This is a genomic window from Pseudobacteroides sp. (assembly GCF_036567765.1).
In the GTDB taxonomy this organism is placed as follows: Bacteria; Bacillota; Clostridia; order Acetivibrionales; family DSM-2933; genus Pseudobacteroides.
This window is the reverse complement of sequence record NZ_DATCTU010000081.1, coordinates 47758-71102: the sequence shown is the minus strand read 5'-3', so window position 1 is coordinate 71102 and position 23345 is coordinate 47758. Positions and strand designations below refer to the sequence as shown.

Annotated in this window: 18 protein-coding genes and 1 other annotated feature; of the genes, 16 read left to right on the top strand and 2 right to left on the bottom strand. The window is 36.5% G+C overall.

From position 1 onward, the window contains the following. Positions 1-96: 96 nt before the first annotated feature. From VIO64_RS12040 to VIO64_RS12005, 8 genes are all read left to right on the top strand, one after another. Complete coding sequence (locus VIO64_RS12040; RefSeq protein ID WP_331918482.1) at positions 97-1296, top strand: saccharopine dehydrogenase family protein; 1200 nt, start codon at positions 97-99, stop codon at positions 1294-1296. A 9-nt stretch (positions 1297-1305) separates the two neighbouring features. Next, the gene (gene nspC / locus VIO64_RS12035; RefSeq protein ID WP_331918480.1) at positions 1306-2448 is read left to right on the top strand and encodes a carboxynorspermidine decarboxylase; all 1143 of its coding nucleotides are present in this window, start codon (positions 1306-1308) and stop codon (positions 2446-2448) included. A gap of 240 nt (positions 2449-2688) precedes the next feature. Then, positions 2689-3267, top strand: coding sequence for an aminodeoxychorismate/anthranilate synthase component II (locus VIO64_RS12030; protein WP_331918478.1), 579 nt, complete (start codon positions 2689-2691; stop codon positions 3265-3267). 37 nt (positions 3268-3304) lie between these two features. Next, positions 3305-4690 carry an aminodeoxychorismate synthase component I gene (gene pabB / locus VIO64_RS12025; protein WP_331918476.1) on the top strand — a complete coding sequence of 462 codons (1386 nt, stop codon included), beginning with the start codon at positions 3305-3307 and terminating at the stop codon, positions 4688-4690. Positions 4691-4838: 148 nt separating this feature from the next. Continuing rightward, complete coding sequence (locus tag VIO64_RS12020) at positions 4839-6206, top strand: TrpB-like pyridoxal phosphate-dependent enzyme (RefSeq protein ID WP_331918474.1); 1368 nt, start codon at positions 4839-4841, stop codon at positions 6204-6206. A 387-nt stretch (positions 6207-6593) separates the two neighbouring features. Continuing rightward, positions 6594-9548: a CotH kinase family protein gene (locus tag VIO64_RS12015; RefSeq protein WP_331918472.1), complete on the top strand. Its 2955-nt coding sequence runs from the start codon at positions 6594-6596 to the stop codon at positions 9546-9548. Between the two features lie 81 nt (positions 9549-9629). Continuing rightward, complete coding sequence (locus tag VIO64_RS12010) at positions 9630-10313, top strand: DUF4956 domain-containing protein (protein WP_331918470.1); 684 nt, start codon at positions 9630-9632, stop codon at positions 10311-10313. A 249-nt stretch (positions 10314-10562) separates the two neighbouring features. Then, complete coding sequence (locus tag VIO64_RS12005) at positions 10563-12716, top strand: copper amine oxidase N-terminal domain-containing protein (RefSeq protein WP_331918468.1); 2154 nt, start codon at positions 10563-10565, stop codon at positions 12714-12716. Positions 12717-12812: 96 nt separating this feature from the next. Here VIO64_RS12005 and VIO64_RS12000 read toward each other — a convergent pair whose 3' ends face one another. Together VIO64_RS12000 and VIO64_RS11995 are read right to left on the bottom strand one after the other, a co-directional pair. Next, positions 12813-13394, bottom strand: a complete 582-nt coding sequence (locus VIO64_RS12000) for a MerR family transcriptional regulator (RefSeq protein ID WP_331918466.1) — start codon at positions 13392-13394, stop codon at positions 12813-12815. Positions 13395-13608: 214 nt separating this feature from the next. Next, on the bottom strand, positions 13609-14502 hold the full coding sequence (locus VIO64_RS11995) for an RluA family pseudouridine synthase (protein WP_331918464.1): 894 nt from the start codon (positions 14500-14502) through the stop codon (positions 13609-13611). Between the two features lie 214 nt (positions 14503-14716). Here VIO64_RS11995 and VIO64_RS11990 point away from each other — a divergent pair, with 214 nt between their 5' ends. The 8 genes from VIO64_RS11990 to ileS all read left to right on the top strand — a co-directional run bounded on the left by VIO64_RS11990 (position 14717) and on the right by ileS (position 23317). Next, positions 14717-16009, top strand: coding sequence for an aminotransferase class I/II-fold pyridoxal phosphate-dependent enzyme (locus VIO64_RS11990; protein ID WP_331918462.1), 1293 nt, complete (start codon positions 14717-14719; stop codon positions 16007-16009). A 39-nt stretch (positions 16010-16048) separates the two neighbouring features. Then, the gene (locus VIO64_RS11985) at positions 16049-17311 is read left to right on the top strand and encodes an HlyD family efflux transporter periplasmic adaptor subunit (RefSeq protein ID WP_331918460.1); all 1263 of its coding nucleotides are present in this window, start codon (positions 16049-16051) and stop codon (positions 17309-17311) included. Next, the gene (locus VIO64_RS11980) at positions 17308-18006 is read left to right on the top strand and encodes a YggS family pyridoxal phosphate-dependent enzyme (protein WP_331918458.1); all 699 of its coding nucleotides are present in this window, start codon (positions 17308-17310) and stop codon (positions 18004-18006) included. The genes VIO64_RS11985 and VIO64_RS11980 overlap by 4 nt, the downstream gene beginning before the upstream one ends. A gap of 56 nt (positions 18007-18062) precedes the next feature. Further along, entirely contained in the window at positions 18063-18521 is a 459-nt protein-coding gene (locus VIO64_RS11975) for a cell division protein SepF (protein ID WP_331918456.1), read from the top strand. A gap of 12 nt (positions 18522-18533) precedes the next feature. Beyond that, positions 18534-18836, top strand: coding sequence for a YggT family protein (locus VIO64_RS11970; protein WP_331918454.1), 303 nt, complete (start codon positions 18534-18536; stop codon positions 18834-18836). A gap of 3 nt (positions 18837-18839) precedes the next feature. Further along, the gene (locus VIO64_RS11965; protein ID WP_331918452.1) at positions 18840-19634 is read left to right on the top strand and encodes an RNA-binding protein; all 795 of its coding nucleotides are present in this window, start codon (positions 18840-18842) and stop codon (positions 19632-19634) included. 14 nt (positions 19635-19648) lie between these two features. Further along, on the top strand, positions 19649-20116 hold the full coding sequence (locus VIO64_RS11960; RefSeq protein WP_331918450.1) for a DivIVA domain-containing protein: 468 nt from the start codon (positions 19649-19651) through the stop codon (positions 20114-20116). Positions 20117-20157: 41 nt separating this feature from the next. Then, positions 20158-20456, top strand: a binding site (T-box leader). Positions 20457-20527: 71 nt separating this feature from the next. Then, complete coding sequence (ileS, locus tag VIO64_RS11955) at positions 20528-23317, top strand: isoleucine--tRNA ligase (protein WP_331918448.1); 2790 nt, start codon at positions 20528-20530, stop codon at positions 23315-23317. Positions 23318-23345 lie beyond the last annotated feature (28 nt).

Below are 23345 nucleotides of genomic sequence, written 5' to 3'. Positions count from 1 at the left end.
TAATACTAAAGGTGATTTTTTGTCATTTTTCTTGATTACTTGAAAGTTTTTATGTATAATCATTCTATTAATTTAATTGAAGTTGGAGGGCTTATAATGGGAAAAGCTTTAATTATCGGTGCTGGAGGGGTTTCCAACGTTGTAGTACACAAATGCTGTCAACACCCGGAGGTTTTTGAAGAAATTTGCTTGGCAAGCAGAACAATTGAAAAATGCGAAGCAATAAAAAATAAATTGGCAGGAAGCAAAACCAAAATTCATACGGCCAGGGTAAATGCAGACGATTCGAGTAAGGTTATTGATCTCATTAAGAGTTTTAACCCTGATATTGTTATAAATGTAGCTTTGCCATATCAGGATTTGGCAATCATGGATGCTTGTCTTGCAACAGGCGTTCATTATTTAGATACAGCTAACTACGAACCACCCGATACGCCGAAGTTTGAATATAAATGGCAGTGGGCATACAGGGAAAAGTTTAAGGAAGCAGGCATTATGGCCCTTTTGGGAAGTGGTTTTGATCCAGGTGTTACAGGTGTTTTCTGTGCATATGCCCAAAAGCATTATTTTGATCAGATAGATTATATAGATATAGTTGATGCTAATGCAGGCGACCACGGTTATCCATTTGCTACCAACTTTAATCCAGAAATAAACATACGTGAGATAACGGCAAAGGGAAGATTCTATGAAAACGGAGAGTGGAAAGAAACAGAGCCCCTAGAGTATAAGCACGTATACGATCTTCCGGAAATAGGGCCTAAAAATATATACCTCTTGTATCATGAAGAACTGGAATCATTGGCTGTCAATATTAAGGGTGTAAAAAGAATTAGATTCTGGATGACTTTTTCAGACAATTATATAAACCACTTAACAGTTCTTCAAAATGTGGGAATGACATCTATTGAACCGATAAATTATGAAGGCAAAGAAATTATTCCATTGCAGTTTTTAAAGGCGGTTCTTCCAGATCCGGGGTCCCTTGGACCAAGGACAAAAGGAAAGACAAATATAGGATGTATTATCCAAGGTACAAAAGACGGCAAACCAAGAACATACTACGTGTACAATGTTTGTGACCATCAGGAGTGTTACAATGAGGTAGGATCACAGGCAATATCATATACAACCGGAGTACCTGCCATGATAGGTGCCAAATTGATGATGCAAGGCATTTGGAAAAAGCCTGGTGTTTACAATGTTGAAGAGTTTGATCCTGATCCTTTTATGGATGAGCTCAATAAATGCGGGTTGCCATGGAAGGAAGATTTTTCACCTACACTACTGGATTGAGGATGATATATGAATATAGATATAGATATTAAGGCACTTCCGACGCCTTGTTATATAGTTGATGAAAGACTTTTAATAAAAAACCTTGAAACATTAAATAAAGTTCAGGAACGTACAGGCTGCAGTATTTTGCTTGCTTTAAAAGGTTTTTCCATGTTTTCTGTATTTCCTTTGGTGGGCAAATACCTTAAGGGAATTACTTCAAGCTCATTGTTTGAAGCAAGGCTGGGCTATGAAAGAATGGGAAAAGAAGTGCACATTTATGCTCCTGCCTATATTGATGAAGAATTTGACGACATCATAAAGTATTGTGACCACATAGTTTTTAATTCATTTGATCAATGGAGAAGGTTTAAGGATAAAGTAAAGGGTGCAAGTAAGAAAATTGAGTGCGGTATTCGCGTAAACCCTGAATACTCTGAAATAGAAACGCCTATTTATAATCCATGCTACAAGTATTCAAGGCTTGGAGTAACCTTGTCCAATTTCAAGCCCGACGAACTTGACGGTATTGACGGGCTGCACTTTCATACCATGTGCGAGCAGAACTCAGATACATTGGAGCGTACCATAAAGGTAGTTGATGAGAAGTTCGGTGAGTATATCAAAAAAATGAAGTGGATAAACTTAGGTGGAGGCCACCATATTACAAGGCCGGACTATGATATCGAAACCCTTGTTAAGTCAATTATGTTTTTTAGGGACAAGTATGGTGTGGATGTTTACTTGGAACCAGGGGAGGCTATTGCATTAAACACCGGATACCTTGTGGCCAAGGTTCTTGATATAGTCAATAACGGTATGAATATAGCAATTTTGGATACATCTGCTGCGTGTCATATGCCGGACGTTATTGAAATGCCATACAGGCCTAATATTATAGGTGCAGGCAAACCGGAGGAGTACCCTCATACCTACAGACTTGGCGGGCTCACCTGTCTTGCCGGGGATATTATAGGGGATTATTCCTTCAAAAAGCCTTTAGAGCCCGGTGACAGGCTTGTGTTTTGCGATATGGCACATTATACAATGGTTAAAAACAACACTTTTAATGGTGTTAACCTGCCTTCAATAGCACTTTACAGTGAAAAAGAGGGCATTAAAATAGTTAAGAAGTTTGGATATGAAGATTTTGAGGGCCGTTTGTCATAAATTATTTTGGTCAATCAATATTATAAATAGTATAAATAAAAAACCTCATTACCCACTGTTAATATAATCGGGTAATGAGGTTTTTATATGTACAGAAGTTTCAGCTTTCATCATGGTTTTTTGTGCAACTGTAAGCCTTTTTTACAGAGAAAATTCTGATAATCGATAAGTTGCTTTGATAATATTTATTATTTATGATAACATAATATAAATATTTTATTGGCAGGAAAATAAATTTGTATGCGTAGATTGCTTGTAATAGACAATTATGACTCTTTTACATATAATTTGGTTCAAATGTTTAAAAGCTATGAGCTTCAGATTATGGTATATAGAAGCGATAAAATTGCATTGGAGCAGGTTTGTGAAATTAATCCACAGTACATACTCATTAGTCCAGGACCTAAAGATCCGAAGAGTGCAGGAATATCCACACAATTAGTTCGGGAGTTTTATAAAAAAGTACCTATATTAGGTGTATGCTTAGGCATGCAGTGCATCAACGAAGCCTTTGGAGGAGAGACGGTCAGGGCTCCAAAACCGGTGCACGGCAAGGCGTATAACATAATACACAATAATCAGGGTATATTTAAGGGAATTCCTACTCCATTTAAAGTAGCACGATATCACTCACTAATGGTAAGACCTCCATCAAATGGATATGATCTTAAAACATTGGCGTATTCCGAGGATGATAGTGTGATAATGGGAATAATGCATGAAAGCCATCCATTAACAGGTGTGCAGTTTCATCCTGAAAGCTTTATGACGGAGAATGGAGTGGGACTCATAGAAAATTTTCTGAAGGTGCAAATATAAAGGGCAGGATAGTTAATTTTTATAGATAAAGGTAATCATGGAAAAATTAAAAAGGATTAAAAGTATATACAAAGAAAAATTTAATATTGAAGGTGATATAACTGATTTTGCCGGTAAGTTTTCCAAGGTTCCAGGTACGGTGATTTTACTGAGCGGAGGCGATCTGGATTCCTCCAGATATCATATAATAGCCGCAAAGCCTATTTTTGAAGTATGGAGCTATGGAAGTAACATAAAATTAATAGAGAATACATTAATTCGAGAATTTGAATCATATCCGCTGGATTTTTTAAATGACCTGATTGAATTTTTCAGAGTGCCATTTGATGAGGATATTCCAGTTGCTGCGGGGCTTTTTGGATATCTCTCCTATGATATAAAGGACTTTATTGAAGTTTTGCCAAAGACCGGTTTTGATAAATGGAACTTACCCCAAATGTATTTCATACTTCCGTCCATTGTTATCGTACATGATAAAATAACTAGCGAAACTGTACTATACATACCTGTTTTGGAAGATATGGTGCAGAATGAACAGGTTTTAAATATAAAGGCCTTTATTGACGGGCTGAGTGAAAATAAAGAGAGCATAAGTTTAAGTAATGGAACAGGGTTTAAATCAAGTTTTAAGAAGGATGAATATATAAAGGCTGTTGAAAGAATAAAAGACTATATATTATCGGGAGATATATATCAGGCTAATTTATCCCAAAGGTTTGAATCTGACTTTACCGGATGTCCATATCAGTTGTTTTCAAAGCTGTATTACAAAAATCCTGCACCATTTTTTGCATTTATCAATGCGGAGAGTCACTTTATAATATCTACTTCTCCAGAGAGATTTATAAAGCAAAAAGGCAGATACGTAGAATCCAGGCCAATCAAGGGAACACGAAGAAGATCCCAAGACCCTTATGAGGATGAGGGGTTAAGGGCTGACCTTATCTCAAGTGAAAAAGATGATGCAGAATTATCTATGATTGTTGACCTTATGAGAAATGATATAGGTAGGGTATGCGGGGCAAATTCAGTGAGGGTTAAAGAGCATAAAAGGGTTGAGGCTTATAAAAACGTATATCACATGGTTTCAGTGATTACCGGTGATCTGGAAGACAATGTAAACTCTATTGATTTGATCAAAGCCACATTTCCAGGAGGATCAATTACAGGCTGCCCAAAAATCAGGTCTATGGAAATTATAGGAGAATTGGAAAAATATAAAAGGCATGTTTATACCGGATCAATCGGATATATAAGCTTTCATGATACAATGGATTTTTCCGTTGCTATAAGGACTGCTACGGTTTTCAACAATAGAATAGCATTCAGTGTTGGAGGAGGGATTGTTTTCGATTCTATACCTGAGGATGAATTTGCTGAAACACTTCATAAAGGAAAATCATTTTTTGATGTATTTATTTAGGGGTTTTAGATGAGGGATGTGAAAAATTCATTGAATTAGGCACATAATTTGTATATAATATCATTAAGTTTCGGGCCAATAAATAAGATATGGCGTAGTATACACCATGGTTTCCTAGAAATAAATAAAAATAAGGAGAGATAAGTAGATGAAGAGAGATAATGTGACAAAAATTCTACTTGATGAAAGCGAAATTCCCAGGCAGTGGTATAATATTATAGCTGATATGAAAAATAAGCCAAGTCCTCTTTTTAACCCTATGACAGGGAAAATTGCACAGCCGGATGACTTGCTTCCGATTTTTCCAATGGAGCTTATAAATCAGGAGTTTTCCACTGACAGATGGATTGATATACCTGATGAAGTCCGGAACATGTACAAGCAGTGGAGACCAGCACCACTATACAGGGCTAGAGAGCTTGAGAAGAAATTGGACACACCGGCAAGGATTTATTATAAGTATGAGGGAACTAATGCAACTGGCAGCCATAAGCTAAATACTGCACTTCCTCAGGCGTATTACAATAAAGCCGCAGGAATCAAGCGTTTGGCTACAGAGACAGGGGCAGGTCAATGGGGTAGTGCAATCAGTCTTGCGTCCAACTATTTCGACCTAGAGTGCTCAGTGTATATGGTTAAGGTAAGCTATATGCAAAAGCCTTACAGAAGATCATTTATGAAAACCTTCGGGGCAGATGTAATAGCTAGTCCTAGTAATGCTACTAACAGTGGCAGGGGCATCTTGGAAAAGGATCCTGACTGTTCAGGAAGCCTTGGAATAGCCATAAGTGAAGCGGTTGAAGATGCGGCTACCCATAATGATACAAACTACACGTTAGGAAGCGTGCTCAATTATGTTTGTTTGCATCAGACGGTTATCGGACTTGAAGCAAAGAAGCAGTTAGAAAGCATAGATGAATATCCTGATGTGGTATTTGCATGCTGTGGAGGAGGAAGTAATTTTGCCGGCATATCTTTCCCATTCCTGATGGACAAGCTAAATGGAAAAAATGTAAGGGCTGTAGCTGTTGAGCCGACAGCATGTCCTACATTGACTAAGGGTGTATTTGCATATGATTATGGAGATGTGGCAAAGGTTGCACCAATTACAAAGATGTATACATTAGGGCATGATTTCATACCTTCAGGAATTCACGCAGGTGGATTAAGATATCATGGTGATTCACCGATAGTCAGTCAGCTTTACCATGATGGATTGATTGAAGCTGTAGCATATGGTCAAAAGGCTGTATTTGATGCAGGTGTGTTGTTTGCCAGGTCAGAAGGAATTGTCCCTGCTCCGGAATCTTCACATGCTATAAAGGCTGCAATAGATGAAGCATTAAAAGCAAAGGAAGAAGGTAAGGAAAAGGTTATTCTGTTCTGCTTGAGCGGACATGGGTATTTTGATTTTACTGCATATGACAACTATTTTAGCGGTAAGATTGATGACATTGAATACTCTGATGACTTGATAAAGGAAAGCATTAAAAACCTGCCTAATGTACAGGAATAAAAAACTCATTCATAGATAAGAGGAGCCCGCTGCAAAGCTGTATAATAAGTTTTGTAGAGGGCTCTTTTTGGATTTCTATAAATTATTGTGTATTAACACTTTAATAGTAAAATAAATAATGAATTTCTAAAAAAATGTTTTCATATGTCGATTTTTAATTTATTATTATATTAGAGGAAGCACGTTAATATAAATGAATATCCTATGATCACTTATTCTACACTATTTATACTACATCTCGATTTATCTGTAAATATTTTACTAAATCTATTAAATATTTTGTAAGGTAGCCTAAAGTATTATAAGATAATTGTATATTATAATATAGAAAACGCCTGAAAATAAATAGTGCTTTCAATAAATAATACTATTTAAAGGGGAGTTTATATGAAAAGAGGTTTATCGCTTTCATTAACTGCTGCAATTATAACAACAGCAGTTACTTCAGGCATTGGTCTTGAAACTTCTGCAGATTCAGGACAGGCACTATTTATTAATGAAGTTATGGCGTCAAACACAGCTACTATAAGGGATGGTGATGCAGACGATGCCAAATATGGTGCCCAAGGTGGTGCCTATTCAGACTGGATTGAGATCTATAACAAAAGCTCAGAGCCCATTGATCTAACAAACTATACAATATCTGATGATGGTGCATCTTGGTCATTTCCTCAAGGGGTTGTTCCGGCAAATGGTTATCTGATAGTATGGGCTTCGGACAAGAACAAAGTAGCAAAAGATGGACAACTACATACGAATTTTAAGATCAGTTCAACAGGTGAGACAATTACCTTAAAAAAGCCGGATGGAACAGTGGTTGACTTAGTTACGACCTTAAGTGTTTCAGATGATCAATCATATCAACGAAAGGCAGATGGTGTCGCGGAAATGGTTGTTTCTGCAAAAGCAACCCCTAAATCAGCCAATGTTTTTGTTGAACCTGTAGCAGTTATTGAAGAGCCAGCATTTTCACAAAACGGTGGGTTTTATACCGGGGCTTTCAATTTGAGTTTAACCACTACGGAAACTAATTCAAAGATTTACTATACTAAAAACGGGTCAGATCCTGTACCGGGTGCAGAAGGAACCTTTGAATACACAACAAGCATCAATATAAAAAGCAGAGCTGGGGAAGCCAATGTACTTTCAATGATACAAAATATATCCGGTGACAAAGATACTCCTTGGATTGCACCTGTAGGAGAAGTCTTTAAATGTACAACCATAAAAGCAACTGTTGTAAAATCTGATGGTAAAAAGAGCAAGGTTATAACCCATTCATATTTTGTTGATCCAAATATTAAAACCAGGTATAGTCTGCCAGTAATATCATTGGTAACTGACAAGGCAAATTTATTTGATAACTCAAAGGGTATCTATGTTAATGGTAATTTTCTAAATGAAGGGCAGGAATGGGAACGTCCCATACATATGGAGTTTTTTGAAAAGGACGGAACATTGGGCTTCTCTCATGACAGCGGTGTTAGGATTCATGGAGGTTGGTCAAGAAAATATCCACAAAAGACTTTCAGGATGTATGCAGAAGGCTATGGGGATACCGATAGTTTTAAATATGATATATTTCCAGGCCTTACAAAGGAAGCTAACGGAAAGAAGCTCAACAGCTTCAAGACTATACTCTTAAGGAATGCAGGTAACGACTGGTCTAGTGCCATGATGAGAGATGAGATTATGCATAAAATTGTATCTCACCTGGATGTTGAAACAATGGCGTACAGACCATCAGTTGTGTTCTTGAATGGGGAATATTGGGGGATATATAATATCCGTGAAAGGTATGATAAGCATTATCTTGCATCCCACTTCAATTTGGATAAGGATAAGGTGGCTATACTGGATTATGTATCTGGTAGTGTTGAAAAGCTTGATGTACAGGAAGGTACGCCAGATGATGCTACTGCATTCATGACAGACATAACCAACTACCTTAAATCAAATTCCATCACCCAGAAGGCCACATATGAACAAATAAAGACAAAGATGGATGTAAGTAATTTTATTGACTACAACATATCGGAAATATTCTTTGGAAATACGGATTGGCCCAATAATAATGTGAGTATGTGGCGATACAAAACAGATGATGGAAAGTACCACCCTGAAGCACCTATCGGACAAGATGGAAGGTGGAGATGGTTTGTAAAAGACATGGATTTTGGTTTAGGGTTATACAACAAGAGTGTTACCCACAATACATTAAATTATGCAACTGTAGAATTCTCTGAAGGTGGGAGAAGCAATTATCCATGGTCAGTATTTCTCCTTAAGACATTATTGCAAAATACTGAATTTAGAAATGAATTTATTAATAGATTCGCAGACCACATAAACACAACTTTTGATCCGGTTAGAGTAAACCAAATAGTTGATGAGGCTAAATCAGCCATTGAAGCTGCGATGCCCGAGCACAGCAATCGCTGGAATATCATTAAAATGACAGCAACAAGGCCTACAGATGCAACATGGACTAAGAATGTAGAAGCTATAAAGGAATATGCATCAAGCAGGCCCGCAAATGTAAGGCAGCATATTATAAGTAAGTTCGGCACAAATGGTGTAACAGGAACAGTATCAATCAAATTAAATTCCACTGCACAACAGGGATATGTAAGGATAAATTCCCTGGATATAAAATCCGACACACCGGGAGTTACAAATCCTGAGGCGTGGACAGGCACCTATTTTAAGGGTGTTCCCGTCACAATCAAGGCAGTAGCACAGGGTGGTTACAAGTTTGACCATTGGGAGGGTGTAACCGGTTTGGATGCATCGTCTGAAATCATAACAATAACACCTTCAGAAAATTGTAATTTAACAGCAGTGTTTAAGGTGGATAATGTTGTTGTAACACCTACACCTGTTTCTTCATATAAAATATCGGGTTATATTAGTACCGAAATTGAGTCGGATGCTAATATGAAATCAGGATTTTTGGTAGAAGCTGCAGGCAGCAATATATCTGCTGTTACCAATTCAAATGGATACTTTGAGCTTGTAAATGTTCCTAAAAGCTCTGCTTTAACCATAAAGATAAGTAAAAGAGGATTCTTGACACGAGAAATAAAAAATATTGATTTGTCAAAAGATATACAGATTTCTGCTAATGAAGGGCCTTTGGTTATGTGGGCAGGTGATATACCTGTTAACGGTATTGGGGACAACAGTATAAATATGGCTGATGTTATACAAATAGCAAAATCTTTTAACTCAGTACCGGGTGATGCAAATTATAACTCAGATACGGATATAAATAAGGATAATGCAATAAATATTAAAGATGTCATAATTTTGGCAAAGCATTTTAATGCATTCGGATATTAGTTGCTTAGACCAGTTTTTCCAAGCATGGTACCGAATACAAAAAATGATCAGTAAAAACAATTTGGGAGGCGAACAAAGTCAATGTTTGAATCAATATTCAATACACCAGATAACGTAAGTTTAACACTAAAGAGTGCTTTGTTAACAATAATCATGGCATTCATATTAGGCCTCATAATAAGCATTACTTATATGAAGACCAATAAAAAAAAGTCACACAGCCAGAATTTTGTGATGACACTTATTATGATAGCACCTATTATATCAATAATTATTCTGCTTATAGGTAATAACGTTGCACGTGCATTTGGATTGGCAGGAGCTTTTTCCATTATACGTTTCAGGAGTGCAGCCGGTGATCCAAAGGATATAGCCTATGTGTTTTTTACCATGGCAGCAGGCTTAGCCTGTGGAGTGGGTATGTTCGGTTATGCAGCACTATTTACCGTGTTTTTATGTATTTTGATGGCGGGCCTTTCCTTATCTAATTTTGGGGCTAATAAAAGTCATGAAAAAACACTTAAGATAGTGATTCCTGAAGACCTAGATTATCAAGGCGTGTTTGATGACGTTTTGGATAAATATACAGTATCTCATGAGTTAAGAAGAGTAAAAACCACTGACTTAGGATCATTGTTTGAGCTTGTTTATCTGGTTAATATGAGATTCGAAGCTAATGAAAAGGATTTTATCGATGAATTGAGATGCAGGAACGGAAATTTGAACATAATTCTTATAATGAATGCAGAAAAAGTTGATTACTAATTAGATAAGGGTAATATTTTGGGTTTTTTAATTTTTAGAATAACCATTTGCGTGTGGACTAAGGAATAGGTCATACGCAAATGGTTTTGTTCTTTTTAATGACTATATGTGGTATTAGCTGTAAATCATTGAAATACGAGGTTTTCAATTGACTTTGAATTTTTTATATGTTAACTTAAAGGATGAAATATTTATACGATGTATATAAAGTTGACTAGCCGACTACATATGCCAGGGGGTAGTTTTTTTATGAACTATGAAATAAATAAAAAGTATTTTTATTTATTTAAAATAATTGCTTTTACATATGTTTTACTATTACTTTTTACTTACAATAATAATAAAAGTTATGCAAATGCATCCTTTATAGATTTATTTTTCAAAGTAGGTTCTATAGAATATACTTCTCAAAATGAAAGCAAAACTCTTGACTTAGCTCCATTTGTTTATTATGGTACAAGCCTTGTGCCGTTCAGGGCTATTCTAGAAGAATTGGGATACAGTGTGCAATGGGATAATAAAACTAAAACTATATCTGCTTTAAACGAAAACAATACGATTATACTTAGAATAAACAGCATTTATGCTGAAGTAAACGGTGAGGACAGAATATTATCTGTTGCACCTAAGATAGTATCCGGAAGGACGGTAGTACCTCTAAGGTTTGTGGCGGAATGCTCAGGGGCTTCGGTTTCGTGGGATCAGGATAACAAAACAATACATATAACTCAATATGGCAAGTTTGATACCGGTAAGGTAGTTTATTATGAGAAAACCAACAGTAAAAATACGATATATGCTTACGATGGAGATAAGATTAGTACTATAACTCTGGAAAATAAAGATATACAAAATTGGTATACATATAAGGGGCAGGTGTTTTTAACTGTATCGGAAGAGAGCAGGGAAAGTAAAGGCCTATACTTACTAAAAGACAATGATTTGCAACTTTTACTTGAAAATTTTGAAATGAAGGACTCTTTTGAGTATAATGATAATCTGGTTATACTTGGATATGACAGGGTTAAGCAGTACGATATGCTTTGCAGGTTTGACGGAAAAGCATTTTATATTGTGAAAGATAATTTTTTTGTAGGAAAGCGTTTTATATTCAAAGATAAACTGGTAATAAGCAAATATGATAATAACAGGAAGTATGCTGTTGTTGTAATTGACAAGACATCATGGGAGCCAATTGTATTAAGGGATGCCTTTATAATAAACAATTATATTGTGGACAAAAACTATGTGTATATAACCGGTAACGGACAGGAAGGAACAAAAAACTTCATTGTGGTTTACGATGGAAATAGCATTTCTGCATCCAGTTTTAAGGTGGTTATGGAGAATGCAAGTGTAAATGTAGACATAAACAATATTGTAATGTTTGAAGGAAAGCTATTTATTAATATAGATGGTATTCTTTACGTTGTGGAAAATAATAATCCTATGAGGGTAGTTTTTCAGGATATAGGAGCAAAAGTGCAATATACTGTAAAATTTATGAAGGTATTTAAAAATAAGCTATATGTAGGGGTAACCTTTAATACATCCTATTATGATGATGATTATTCTTCAATCAGCAAGCCTAATTTTATGATAGAGAATAAAGGTGGAGTTATTGAAGTATTGAATAATTTGGAAACTTCAGATTTGGCAGTAGTGAAGGCAAATAAGTATGTCACTGTAAATTTGGGGAAATATAGAAAGTTTATACAAAAACTTGAACCTGTAGAAATGAAGGTTGAAGGCAATAATCTTTTAGTGTGGGGTCAGGACTCAGATTCATTAGATCAGGTTTTATATACCTACAATGGAGCAACAATCAATAAGATGTTGGATATAGTGAGAGTTAACAATACTCTATCTTTTGGAGACAATACTTTTATTGATGTAAGGGATAGAGATCGATTGAGTGCCACTTTAAGAAATACAATTATAATGCAGAAAGGCTCGGCTATTTCCAACCTGATTGTGGGTTTTGAAACCGAGAAATGGGCTGATTTGGATGGAAGCTTAATTTTTACAGGCTACCAGAGCTCAGGTCAAAGAAACAAGGTTTACTCTTTCAAATCCGAACTTTTAGAACAACTGGGCAACTATGATGTAGACTATTGGCAGAAGCTTGATGACAGTCTCTTTATAGGCGGCTTAAATAAAGAAAGTCGATCATACCAGTTGTATAAGTTCAAGGATGGTAATAAATCGTTTTTGAAGGACAATATTATAATTAATACCATTATTAAAGTTAAGAATCCATATTATATAATTGACGCATTTGACAAAAACTCTGATTCAAGCTCACCAAGTAGCAGAGTACTCCTTATTTACGATGATGAGTTGGGGGAATTTTACAAAATGAAATCAGGTGTGCAGGTTTGGGATATGTTGTATGTACAATAAATCAGTAGATTATACTGCAATAATGGATTTTAGCATATTAAATAGTTATTGCAGTATAATCAATATAATTAATTAATATAAAGGGGTTGTGTCAATCTAAAAAATATTTTTTTGAAATGCTTTGCCAATAAGCTTTTTAAATAAACCTGGCTGGTTTCTTTTTCTCCATTTTGTCAAGCAATCGTCAACATCCTGAAAATGCTTTTCCATTTTTGTTTCCAGCTTTCTCATATTGTTTTCAATGCATGCACCAAGCTCCAATTTATTTTTTGTCAATTCCTTTGATATATGCTCCTTGGTCAAAGCAAATTCATTGGTGACAGTACATGAAATTTCATCCTTAAGCGTTAGAAAAATACTTTTAAACTCGGCATATGCGGTTTCGTTGATTTGATAGGGAACAGTCAGAGAAACTTCAGGGGTAATTACCTCCGGTTCCTGTATTATGTTATCCCTTTGCAAAATCTTCCTTATAGCTTTAATTTCAAGGCCTTCATCCCTCATTGTTTTTATTTGATACATAACATTTGCAAGATCAGTATTGTAATACCTTCTTCCGCGGTCATCCTTGGGAACTTTTATTAAAAATTCCTTTTCGTAATACCTAAGAGTATGATCTGTTACATTTAAATATTGGCTTAATTCAGTTATTGAGTATCGCTCTTTCAGTACATCCATTTTGTGCCTCCGACCTGTATAGTACTAAATGCTTTGTAATAATCATATACATTTACAAATTTATTTTATTAAAATTTAAGTTTAATAACTCTTTAATATTTTTATGGTTGATTGGTACGTTTATATAATAGCATTAGTGCTAAAATATGTAAATAATTGCAATTCATTTCCCGACACAAGGATACTCTATGAAGGACTGGAAATCGAATAAAGTCTAAGGCGTTTTGGAAATGATAAGTTTATTAATATCCTGGGGAATATTTGCCTTCAGATGAACCGGATGATTATGAATCGGATGATTAAAGGTGGTTTCATGGGAATGGAGTGCTTGCCTATCTATAAATGGGCTGATGAGGTCAGAGTATAAGGTATCTCCAATTAAGGGATGTCCTATAGCCTGGCAATGGACTCTAATCTGATGGGTACGGCCTGTTTCCAGGTTAAATTTAAGAAGGGTTGCATCGGTAAGGTGTTTTAAAACGGCATAATGTGTTACCGATTTTACGCCGTCCTCAGATATATGCCTTAACATTATGCTGCCTGGTTTCCTTGCTATTGGAAGATCGATTGTGCCTGAAGTGCTTTCTACTATACCTGAAACAATGCCTATATATTCCTTGATATAGCTATTATGGTGCATTTGTTTTATGAGAGCTTCCTGTATGAACTCATTTTTTGCAAAAACTATGACACCTGAGGTATCTCTGTCTAGCCTGCTCACAGGACGAATCTTCTTATATTGGTTGTTTTTTAGAAAATGAAGCATTACACCATTGGCTATAGTTCCTGTGGGATGACTGCATGTGGGGTGTACTACAATACCCGGCTGCTTATTTATTGCAATAAGGTACTCATCTTCATAAATTATATCCAAGGGTATATCTTCAGGGATAATATCCTCTGCGGTCTCCTCAAAGTCGATGTGAACTTCCACCGTTTCACCTTCAGATACTATGTGGTTCACAAACTTTAAAGAACAGTCAACATATATTTTGCTGGCATTTTTAAGCCTTTTAATCAACCTTTCGGACAGACTCATTTTACTCTTTAATATAACCTTAAGCTTTTTGCCGGCATCATCAGATGCAGCTGTGTATTTTAAAATCAAATCAGATCACCTTTCAATTGAATTATTGATAAACGCTTAATTTTCTAAGTATTAATATTTTTAATCATTTCTAATTATAAGGTTAAGCAGCTCATTAAGGCAAGCAATATGCAGTGAAAGTTTATTTTATGGTTGAAATTGGCCTTTCTCTTGTATAAAATGAATAGGGCATTATGAAAAATATCTTTGCAAAAACTGAAAGTGAGTGGAAAAGATGAGTTTTAAATCTGAAGCATTTTTGAAGAATGAATTTGGTATTGATGATAGTGTACTTAGAATATCAAATATGGCTGAGAAGGAAATTGAAAGAACATTTAAATCAATAGAATCCATCAGAGAATATAATCAGCTAAAAGTAATTAAAGCCATGCAGTCAAACAATGTGAGTGACTCTCATTTTGGGGGAACAACAGGCTATGGCTATGACGATAGAGGCAGGGATGTTCTGGACAGTGTTTATGCAGAAGTTTTCAAGGCTGAGGATGCTCTTGTAAGGCACAATATTGTATCCGGAACCCAGGCTCTTGCAATTTGCATGTTTGGGAACCTAAGACCTGGTGATGAGCTTATATGTGTTACCGGAAAACCCTACGATACCCTGGAAGAGGTAATAGGTATCAGAGGTGAAGGTGGAGGCTCGCTAAAGGAGTTCGGTATATTTTATAAGCAGGTTGATTTGCTGCCGGAGGGAGATATAGATAGAGAGGGAATCAGAGAAGCCGTTTCCCATAAGACAAAGATGATCCTTATTCAGAGATCAAGGGGATACAGTTGGAGAAACTCAATAAAGCTTGACCAGATGGAAAGGGTAATCAGCTTTATTAAGGAATTGAAGAGTGATATAATAGTAATGGTTGATAACTGTTACGGTGAATTTGTAGAAGAAAAAGAACCAACCGAAGTAGGTGCAGATTTGATTGCAGGCTCCTTAATAAAAAATCCCGGGGGTGGATTGGCACCGACAGGAGGGTATATTGCAGGTAAAGAAGAATACGTTGCAAAAGCCGCATACCGGTTGACAAGTCCCGGCCTTGGGAAAAAGGTAGGATCTACCTTAGGACATAACAGGCTTCTTTTTCAAGGGCTTTTTATGGCACCCCATGTCGTTGCCGAGAGCCTAAAAGGGGCAGTATTTTGTGCCGAAGTCATGAGAAGGCTGGGCATTTTGTCATCCCCAAGTCCTGAAGAAAAAAGGGGAGATATAATCCAGGCTATCAGATTTAACAATGCAGAAAGCTTAATAGCTTTTTGCCAGGGGATCCAGAAAGGGTCACCGGTTGATGCCTATGTTACGCCCCAGCCATGGGACATGCCGGGATATGATTCTCCTGTCATCATGGCAGCTGGGACTTTTATACAGGGTGCATCCATTGAATTAAGTGCGGATGCTCCCATTAAAGAGCCTTACATAGCTTATATGCAGGGCGGATTGGTTTATGAACACGTTAAGCTCGGGGTTATAATAGCGGTACAAAAGCTTTTTGAGCAGGGAATTGTTAAGATATAGGAATTTGATTAATATATATAAACCGGATGGAGGAGAGTTATGCAGGAAGGGAATAAAAATAAAGGTATTAAACTTGGTGCTCTTATGGTTGTTTTATTCTTGCTGATGTATATTCCATCATTGTTTCACTGGATTTATGGGAAGGATATTGCCACCGATATTATAAGATCAGGTACGATTGAAGATTCATTTAACCTGGATGGTTTGATTATCCGGGATGAAGAACCTATAGACTCTCCCTTTGAAGGGAAGTATATATCGGAGGTGGGTGAGGGGGAGAAGATTCCTCTTAAATATAAAATTGCTACTGTTTTAAAGGATACATCTGCTAAAGAGTTGGAGGATCTTTCTAAACTTGACTCAGAGATTCTTAAGTTGAGGAAGGAAAAAAGTGAAAAACAGGGTTTGTTTTCTCAGGATATCATTAAACTCGATAATAATATTGCAGAGAAGGTTTCTGCCATATCTACAGCTTGTAATGAAAACAATTTTGAGAAATTAGTTGATGTCAAGAAAGAAATAGACATCATTATCCATAAAAAAGCGGAGATATTAAGTAGTCTTGGGACTCCTGACAGTCAGATTGGTGCTTTAAGTCTTAAGAGAAATAATCTTCAAGCGGTTATAAATGCCGGAACCCGTCAAATTTATGCCAATTCACCGGGTATAATCTCATATTATGTTGATGGATACGAGAGGGTTCTAAATCCAAATACTATAGACACTATAAAAGTTGATGAAATTACTGAGCTCCTAAAAAAAGAGATAAGACCTGAAGTAAATCTTGGAACAGTCCAGGTAAATAAGCCTTTTGCAAAAATTATAAAGGGTATTTATATTTATATAGCAGTGATTATGGACAAAAAACAATCAGATATGTTAAAATTAGGTAAAAATGTTAATGTTAGAATAAATGATATAAATAAGATTGTAAATGCTGTTCCTGTAAGTATTTCGGATACAAACGGAAATAAAAGTACTGTTGTATTTAAGACGGACAAAGGTCTAAGCGAGACCACATTCTTACGTAAAGTTAATATAGACATAATCAAAAACTCCTATGACGGCCTTGAGGTATCATACAAAAGTCTTTTTGATATTAACCCTGATGGTAAAATGGGCAAAATTGTTCTCGTAAAAGCAAACGACGCAAAAATTAGAAATGTTGAGATTGTTGGAAGAAGCGGTGAATTTGCAATTATTAAGAGTATTGATAAGAAGGTGGATGGACAGGTCAGCCTTTATGATACTTATGTCATAAACCCAAGTAATATTAAAGAAGGGCAGCTGATTATAAAATGACAGGTGAATTTGACTATATCAAAAGAAATATTGAAGAGGTTAGTAAAAGGGTTGCTGCAGCAGCACATCGCTCAGGCAGGAAACTTGAAGACATACAAATAATTGCAGTGACTAAAACAGTTGGTATAGAAAAAATAAATTGTGCAATAGATCAAGGATTAAATGTTTTAGGTGAAAATAGGGTTCAGGAATTGTGTGAAAAGTACGATATTTTAAATAGAGATTGTAGGTGGGATTTAATCGGACATTTACAGACGAATAAAGTAAAGTATATAATTGACAAGGTAAATCTTATTCATTCCGTGGATCGTATGGAGCTGGTACAGGAGATACAAAAAAAGGCTGAAAAAGCCGGAAGGGTTATTGATGTTCTTGTCCAGGTTAATGTTGCCGGAGAACAAAGCAAGTTTGGGCTGTCTCATCATGAGGTAAAAGACTTTATTAAAAAGATCAATCCATTTGATGCAGTTAAGGTAAAGGGACTCATGACAATTGCTCCATACCTTCAAGATATTGAGGCTGTAAGACCTGTTTTCAAGGAATTATATAAAATATTTATTGACATACGAGAGGAAAATATTGATAATATAGATATGAAGCTTTTATCAATGGGAATGAGTAACGATTTCGAAGCGGCTATAGAAGAAGGTGCAAATATAGTTCGGATCGGTACGGCCATTTTTGGTAAAAGGTAATTTTGTTTATAAAACAAATTAAATACATACTAATGATAAAACAGGAGGAAAAAACCATGGCTAAATTGATAAACAAAGTTCTCAACTTTGTTGGTTGGGAAGCTGAAGAAGAGGACGAGCTGGTTGACGAGAAGGAAGTCGAAAGGGAAAGGGACGATATCGCACAGCCTCAGTTTTTTAATTCCAACAAAAAATCTCAGCAAAACAAGGTTGTAAACATTCATACTGCATCACAGTACAAATTAGTTGTTATGCAGCCGGAGAACTTTGAAGACGCTCAGAATATCGGCGATCATCTTAAAAACAAAAAGCCTATCGTTGTTAATTTGGAAGGCCTTGAGAAGGAAAGTGCCCGCAGGGTTGTTGACTTCTTAAGCGGTGCTGTATATGCTTTGGATGGAAGTATACAGAGGGTGTCTGCAAACATATTTATTATTGCACCAAATAACGTAGATATTATGGCTGATTTTAAGGAAGAGCTTAGAAATAAAGGTGTGTTTCCCTGGGCAAAATAATGGAGGCTTCTAATGCAGGTATTTAGTATTTTTGGCTTGGCAATTGTGATAGTTCTGCAGATCGTTAAATATGCAGTTATATTGAGAGCTTTGCTTTCGTTTTTGCCTATTCAGAAGGACAACCAGTTTATTAATATACTATATCAGGTTACCGAACCGGTTTTGGTACCGATAAAGACATTTTTAGGAAGGACTGAATGGGGGAAAAATTCAATGATTGATGTATCCCCTATCATTGCTATTTTCTTAATATGGATATTATCATCATTGATATCATCCATATTTGGTGTACCGCAAATTTTTTCAGTATTTTAACCTATGATTAACAGAGATGCGATTTTAAAAAGAATATCAGGAATTGATGACAAGATATTCCTTTCAAAAGTCATTGATAAAGCCTTAAAGGCTCAAAATTCACATTGTATAACAAGTACGGATTTCCTAGATCCATACCAATCTAATATTATAAAAAAATCAATTGGAGACAACTCAGGCGTCAATTGTGTCTTTTATGGTGGATACACTGGGGCAGAACGGGAGATTGCCATTTTCTGCCCACAAGGCATGTCTATTTCCGATTTTCACACTTATGAATACCCTTTAAAAGTAATTGAGGTTAAATGGAAAAGCAGGATATCTCTTACCCATCGTGATTTTTTAGGTTCATTGATGGGATTAGGTATTAAAAGAGAAAAAATTGGAGATATTTTATTGGAAGATGATATTTGCAGGATAATTGTTATCAGCGAAATAGCAGAATACTTAGAATACAATCTTTTAAAAGTTGGCAATGCCAATGTTGAAGTGACTTTGACGGATGTTGGAGAAATTCAGCCCCAGGACCGAAACTTTAAAGAAATCAAGGTTTCGGTAGCATCCTTAAGGCTTGACTGTATTGCAAGCAGCGGCTTTGGTATTTCAAGGAGTAAAATCGGAGAATTTATCAAGGGTGATAAGGTTTCTTTAAATTGGGAGAAGATTTCCAGTCTAACAAAACAGGTTAGTGAAGGAGATACTATATCCATAAGAGGTAAGGGAAGAGTGATTGTTGATAAGATTGGTGCTATGACAAAAAAAGGAAGGATAAGCATTACCCTGCTAAAGTATTTATAAGGAGGTTATTGCGGATGAATTATACTCCAAATGAACTAAAGAATATTTCCTTTAGTAAAAGCTTGGTGAGGGGATATAATGAACTGGAAGTTGATGAGACATTTGACAAAATTATTGAGGACTACAGCAGTTTGATACATGAAAACATGGAGCTCAAAGACAAGCTTAATGTTTTAAATGAAGGTATGGCACATTATAAAAGAATTGAGGAGTCATTGCAAAGCACCCTTCTTATAGCACAGCAGACAGCTGAGGAAATAAAGAGAAATGCATATCAAAAGGCTGAAAACATTTACAAGGAAGCCGAGCTTAAGGCTCAAAAGCTTATAGAGGGTGCCAACGAACAGGTTATTCGCATAAGATATGAATATGAGGAAACAAGGAAAAAACTCCAGCTTTATAAAAGCAAAGCTGAGGCTATGCTCCAATCTCAAATGGAAATGCTGAAGCACTCCGTTGAGCTTGAAGATGAAATTTCTTGACATATGTTAATGATAGGATGTATAATACAAAAAAATACTGTTTAAAGACTGTGATTGGAAAGAGTAGGGAGCCACACCTTCAAAGCGAGCAGAGTTTGGTGGAAGTCTGCAGGGTTAACTTTTGAAAATCATCCATGAGTTGTATCCTGAAAAGTATAATTAAATTAAAAGTGTTATGCAACAGATTTATCATTTTTAATTTTGAAAACGATTATAGAAGAGTAAGGAGTACCGGTTAAAGCCGTTATTTAACAAGTGATTACTATATATTAATCTATTATTTTGGTATAGTAATAATTTGGGTGGAACCGCGTGAGTAAATTACCCTCTCGTCCCTTATAAGGATTGAGAGGGTTTTTATAATTGATAAATTTTATGTCATCATTTTACAATATATGGAGGAGAGTTAGTATGTCAGTTGACTATGGAAAAACACTTAATCTACCGCAAACAGAGTTTCCTATGAGGGCAAATCTTCCCCAAAAAGAACCTGATATGTTAAAAAAGTGGGAAGAGATGGATATTTATAATAAGCAGTTGAAAAAAAATGCAGGAAAGCCAAAGTTTATTCTTCATGACGGGCCTCCTTATGCAAATGGTGGAATACATCTAGGTACATCATTAAACAAGATACTAAAAGATATAGTTGTAAAGTACTATAGCATGGCAGGCTACGAGACACCATTTGTTCCAGGTTGGGATACACATGGACTTCCTATAGAGCAGAGAGCCATTAAGGAACTTGGTCTTAAGAGGCATGAGGTTGGACCGGTTAAATTCAGGCAGGCTTGCAAGGGATTTGCCTTAAAGTATCTGGATTTACAGAGAAATGCATTTAAAAGACTTGGAGTAAGAGCAGATTGGGAAAACCCTTATGTTACATTAAATCCTGAGTTTGAAGCCAAACAGATAGAGGTTTTTGGTGAAATGGCCAAGAAGGGATATATTTATAAGGGATTAAGACCGGTTTATTGGTGCCCTGACTGTGAAACTGCATTGGCTGAAGCTGAAATCGAGTATGCAGAGGATACAACTGTTTCAATATATGTTAAATTTCCTGTGAAGGATGATAAAGGTGTTATAAAAAATGCCATAGGAACCACTGAAAATGTATACTTTGTTATATGGACAACTACAACATGGACCCTGCCGGGCAACCTTGCCATCTGCTTAAACGCGGACTTTGAATATGGCCTTGTTAAGGTGGGTAACGAGTATTATGTGGTGGCTGTAGAGCTGACTGAAAGTGTAATGAAGGCAGCGGGCATAGAAAATTATGAAATAACTGCAAGACTAAGCGGAAGCGACCTGGAAGGGATATTGTGTGCACATCCTTTCCTAGACAGGAACTCAATTGTTATATTGGGGGATCATGTTACCCTCGAAGCCGGTACAGGCTGCGTTCATACGGCACCTGGACATGGTGCAGAAGACTTCCAGGTATGTCAGAAGTATAAGATACCTGTTATAGTACCTGTTGATGACAAGGGCCATCTGACAGCAGAGGCAGGTAAGTTTAAAGGCCTCTACTATGCAAAAGCCAACGGAGCAATCATTGAAGAGCTTAAAAGCACCGACCTTCTTCTTGCATCAGAGAAAATTGACCATCAGTATCCGCACTGCTGGAGATGTAAGGACCCTATAATATTCAGGGCAACAGAGCAGTGGTTTGCTTCAGTGGAAGGCTTCAGAAATGAAGCATTGGAAAAGATAAAGGGAGTAAGATGGATTCCTGAATGGGGCGAAGAGAGAATAACCAACATGGTCAGGGATAGAGGTGACTGGTGTATTTCCAGACAGAGGATCTGGGGTGTTCCCATACCGATCTTCTACTGTAAGGAATGTGGATTGGAGCTTATAAACGATGCTTCAATCGCTGCAGTTGCTTCACTTTTTAGAGAAAAGGGATCGGACTCTTGGTACGAAGTGGATCCGAAAGATATTCTTCCTGGAGGAACCAAATGTACATGCGGTTGTTCTGAATTTGAAAAAGAAAACGATATAATGGATGTGTGGTTTGATTCCGGTTCAAGCCATGCAGCGGTCCTTGAAACAAGAGATGATTTAAGATGGCCTGCAGATATGTATCTTGAGGGAAGCGATCAACACAGAGGCTGGTTCCAGTCATCACTTCTGACATCTGTTGCTACAAGGGGAGAAGCACCATTTAAGACAGTTCTTACCCATGGCTATGTTGTTGACGGACAGGGAAGGAAAATGTCCAAATCATTAGGAAACGGTATAGATCCTGAGGATGTTATAAAGGAATATGGAGCGGATATCTTAAGGCTCTGGGTTGCGTCTTCAGATTATAAGACCGACATAAGGATTTCAAAAGAGCTACTAAAACAGCTTTCTGAGGTTTATAGAAAAATAAGAAATACCAGCAGGTATATACTTGGAAACATAAATGACTTCAACCCTGATAAAGACATGGTGAAGTATGAAGAATTGGAAGAGTTGGACAGATGGGCACTTATGAAGCTTTCGCAGCTTATAAAGAAAGTTGATGAGGCTTATGGTTCCTATGAGTTCCATATGATGTTCCATGCTATCCATAACTTCTGTGTTGTTGATATGAGTAATTTCTACCTTGATATAATAAAAGACAGACTTTATACATCCAAAGCAGATAGCAAGGAAAGAAAAGCTGCTCAAAGTGTAATGTATGAGATATTGGATTCTTTGGTAAGAATGCTTGCTCCTGTGTTGGCATTTACATCAGAGGAAATATGGCATTACCTTCCGCATAAAGCCACCGATGATGCAGAAAGTATACAGTTAAACAGTTGGCCTGTGCTCAATGAGAAGTATCTTGACAGCAAGCTTGAAGAAAAGTGGAGTAGAATACTAGATCTTAGATCCGATGTATCTAAAGCTCTTGAGATTGCCAGGGCGGATAAAACCATCGGGCTTTCACTAAATGCAAAGATTGTAGTATATGCAGATGAAAAAGCCTACGGATTTATAAAAGAGATTGATGATCAGCTAGCCACCATATTTATTACATCAGGGTTTGAGCTTAATAAAGCAAATGATGTTCCAGCCAATGCACTAAAGGGAGAGTATATGGATGGAATATGGGTAATGGTTGTTCCGGCAGAAGGTGAAAAATGTGAAAGATGCTGGATGCAAAGTGTAAGCGTCGGTAAAGACGAGAATCACCCGACCCTTTGCGAAAGATGTTGTTCAGTGCTTTAATACCTAAACATAAAAGAAGGTGACAGGA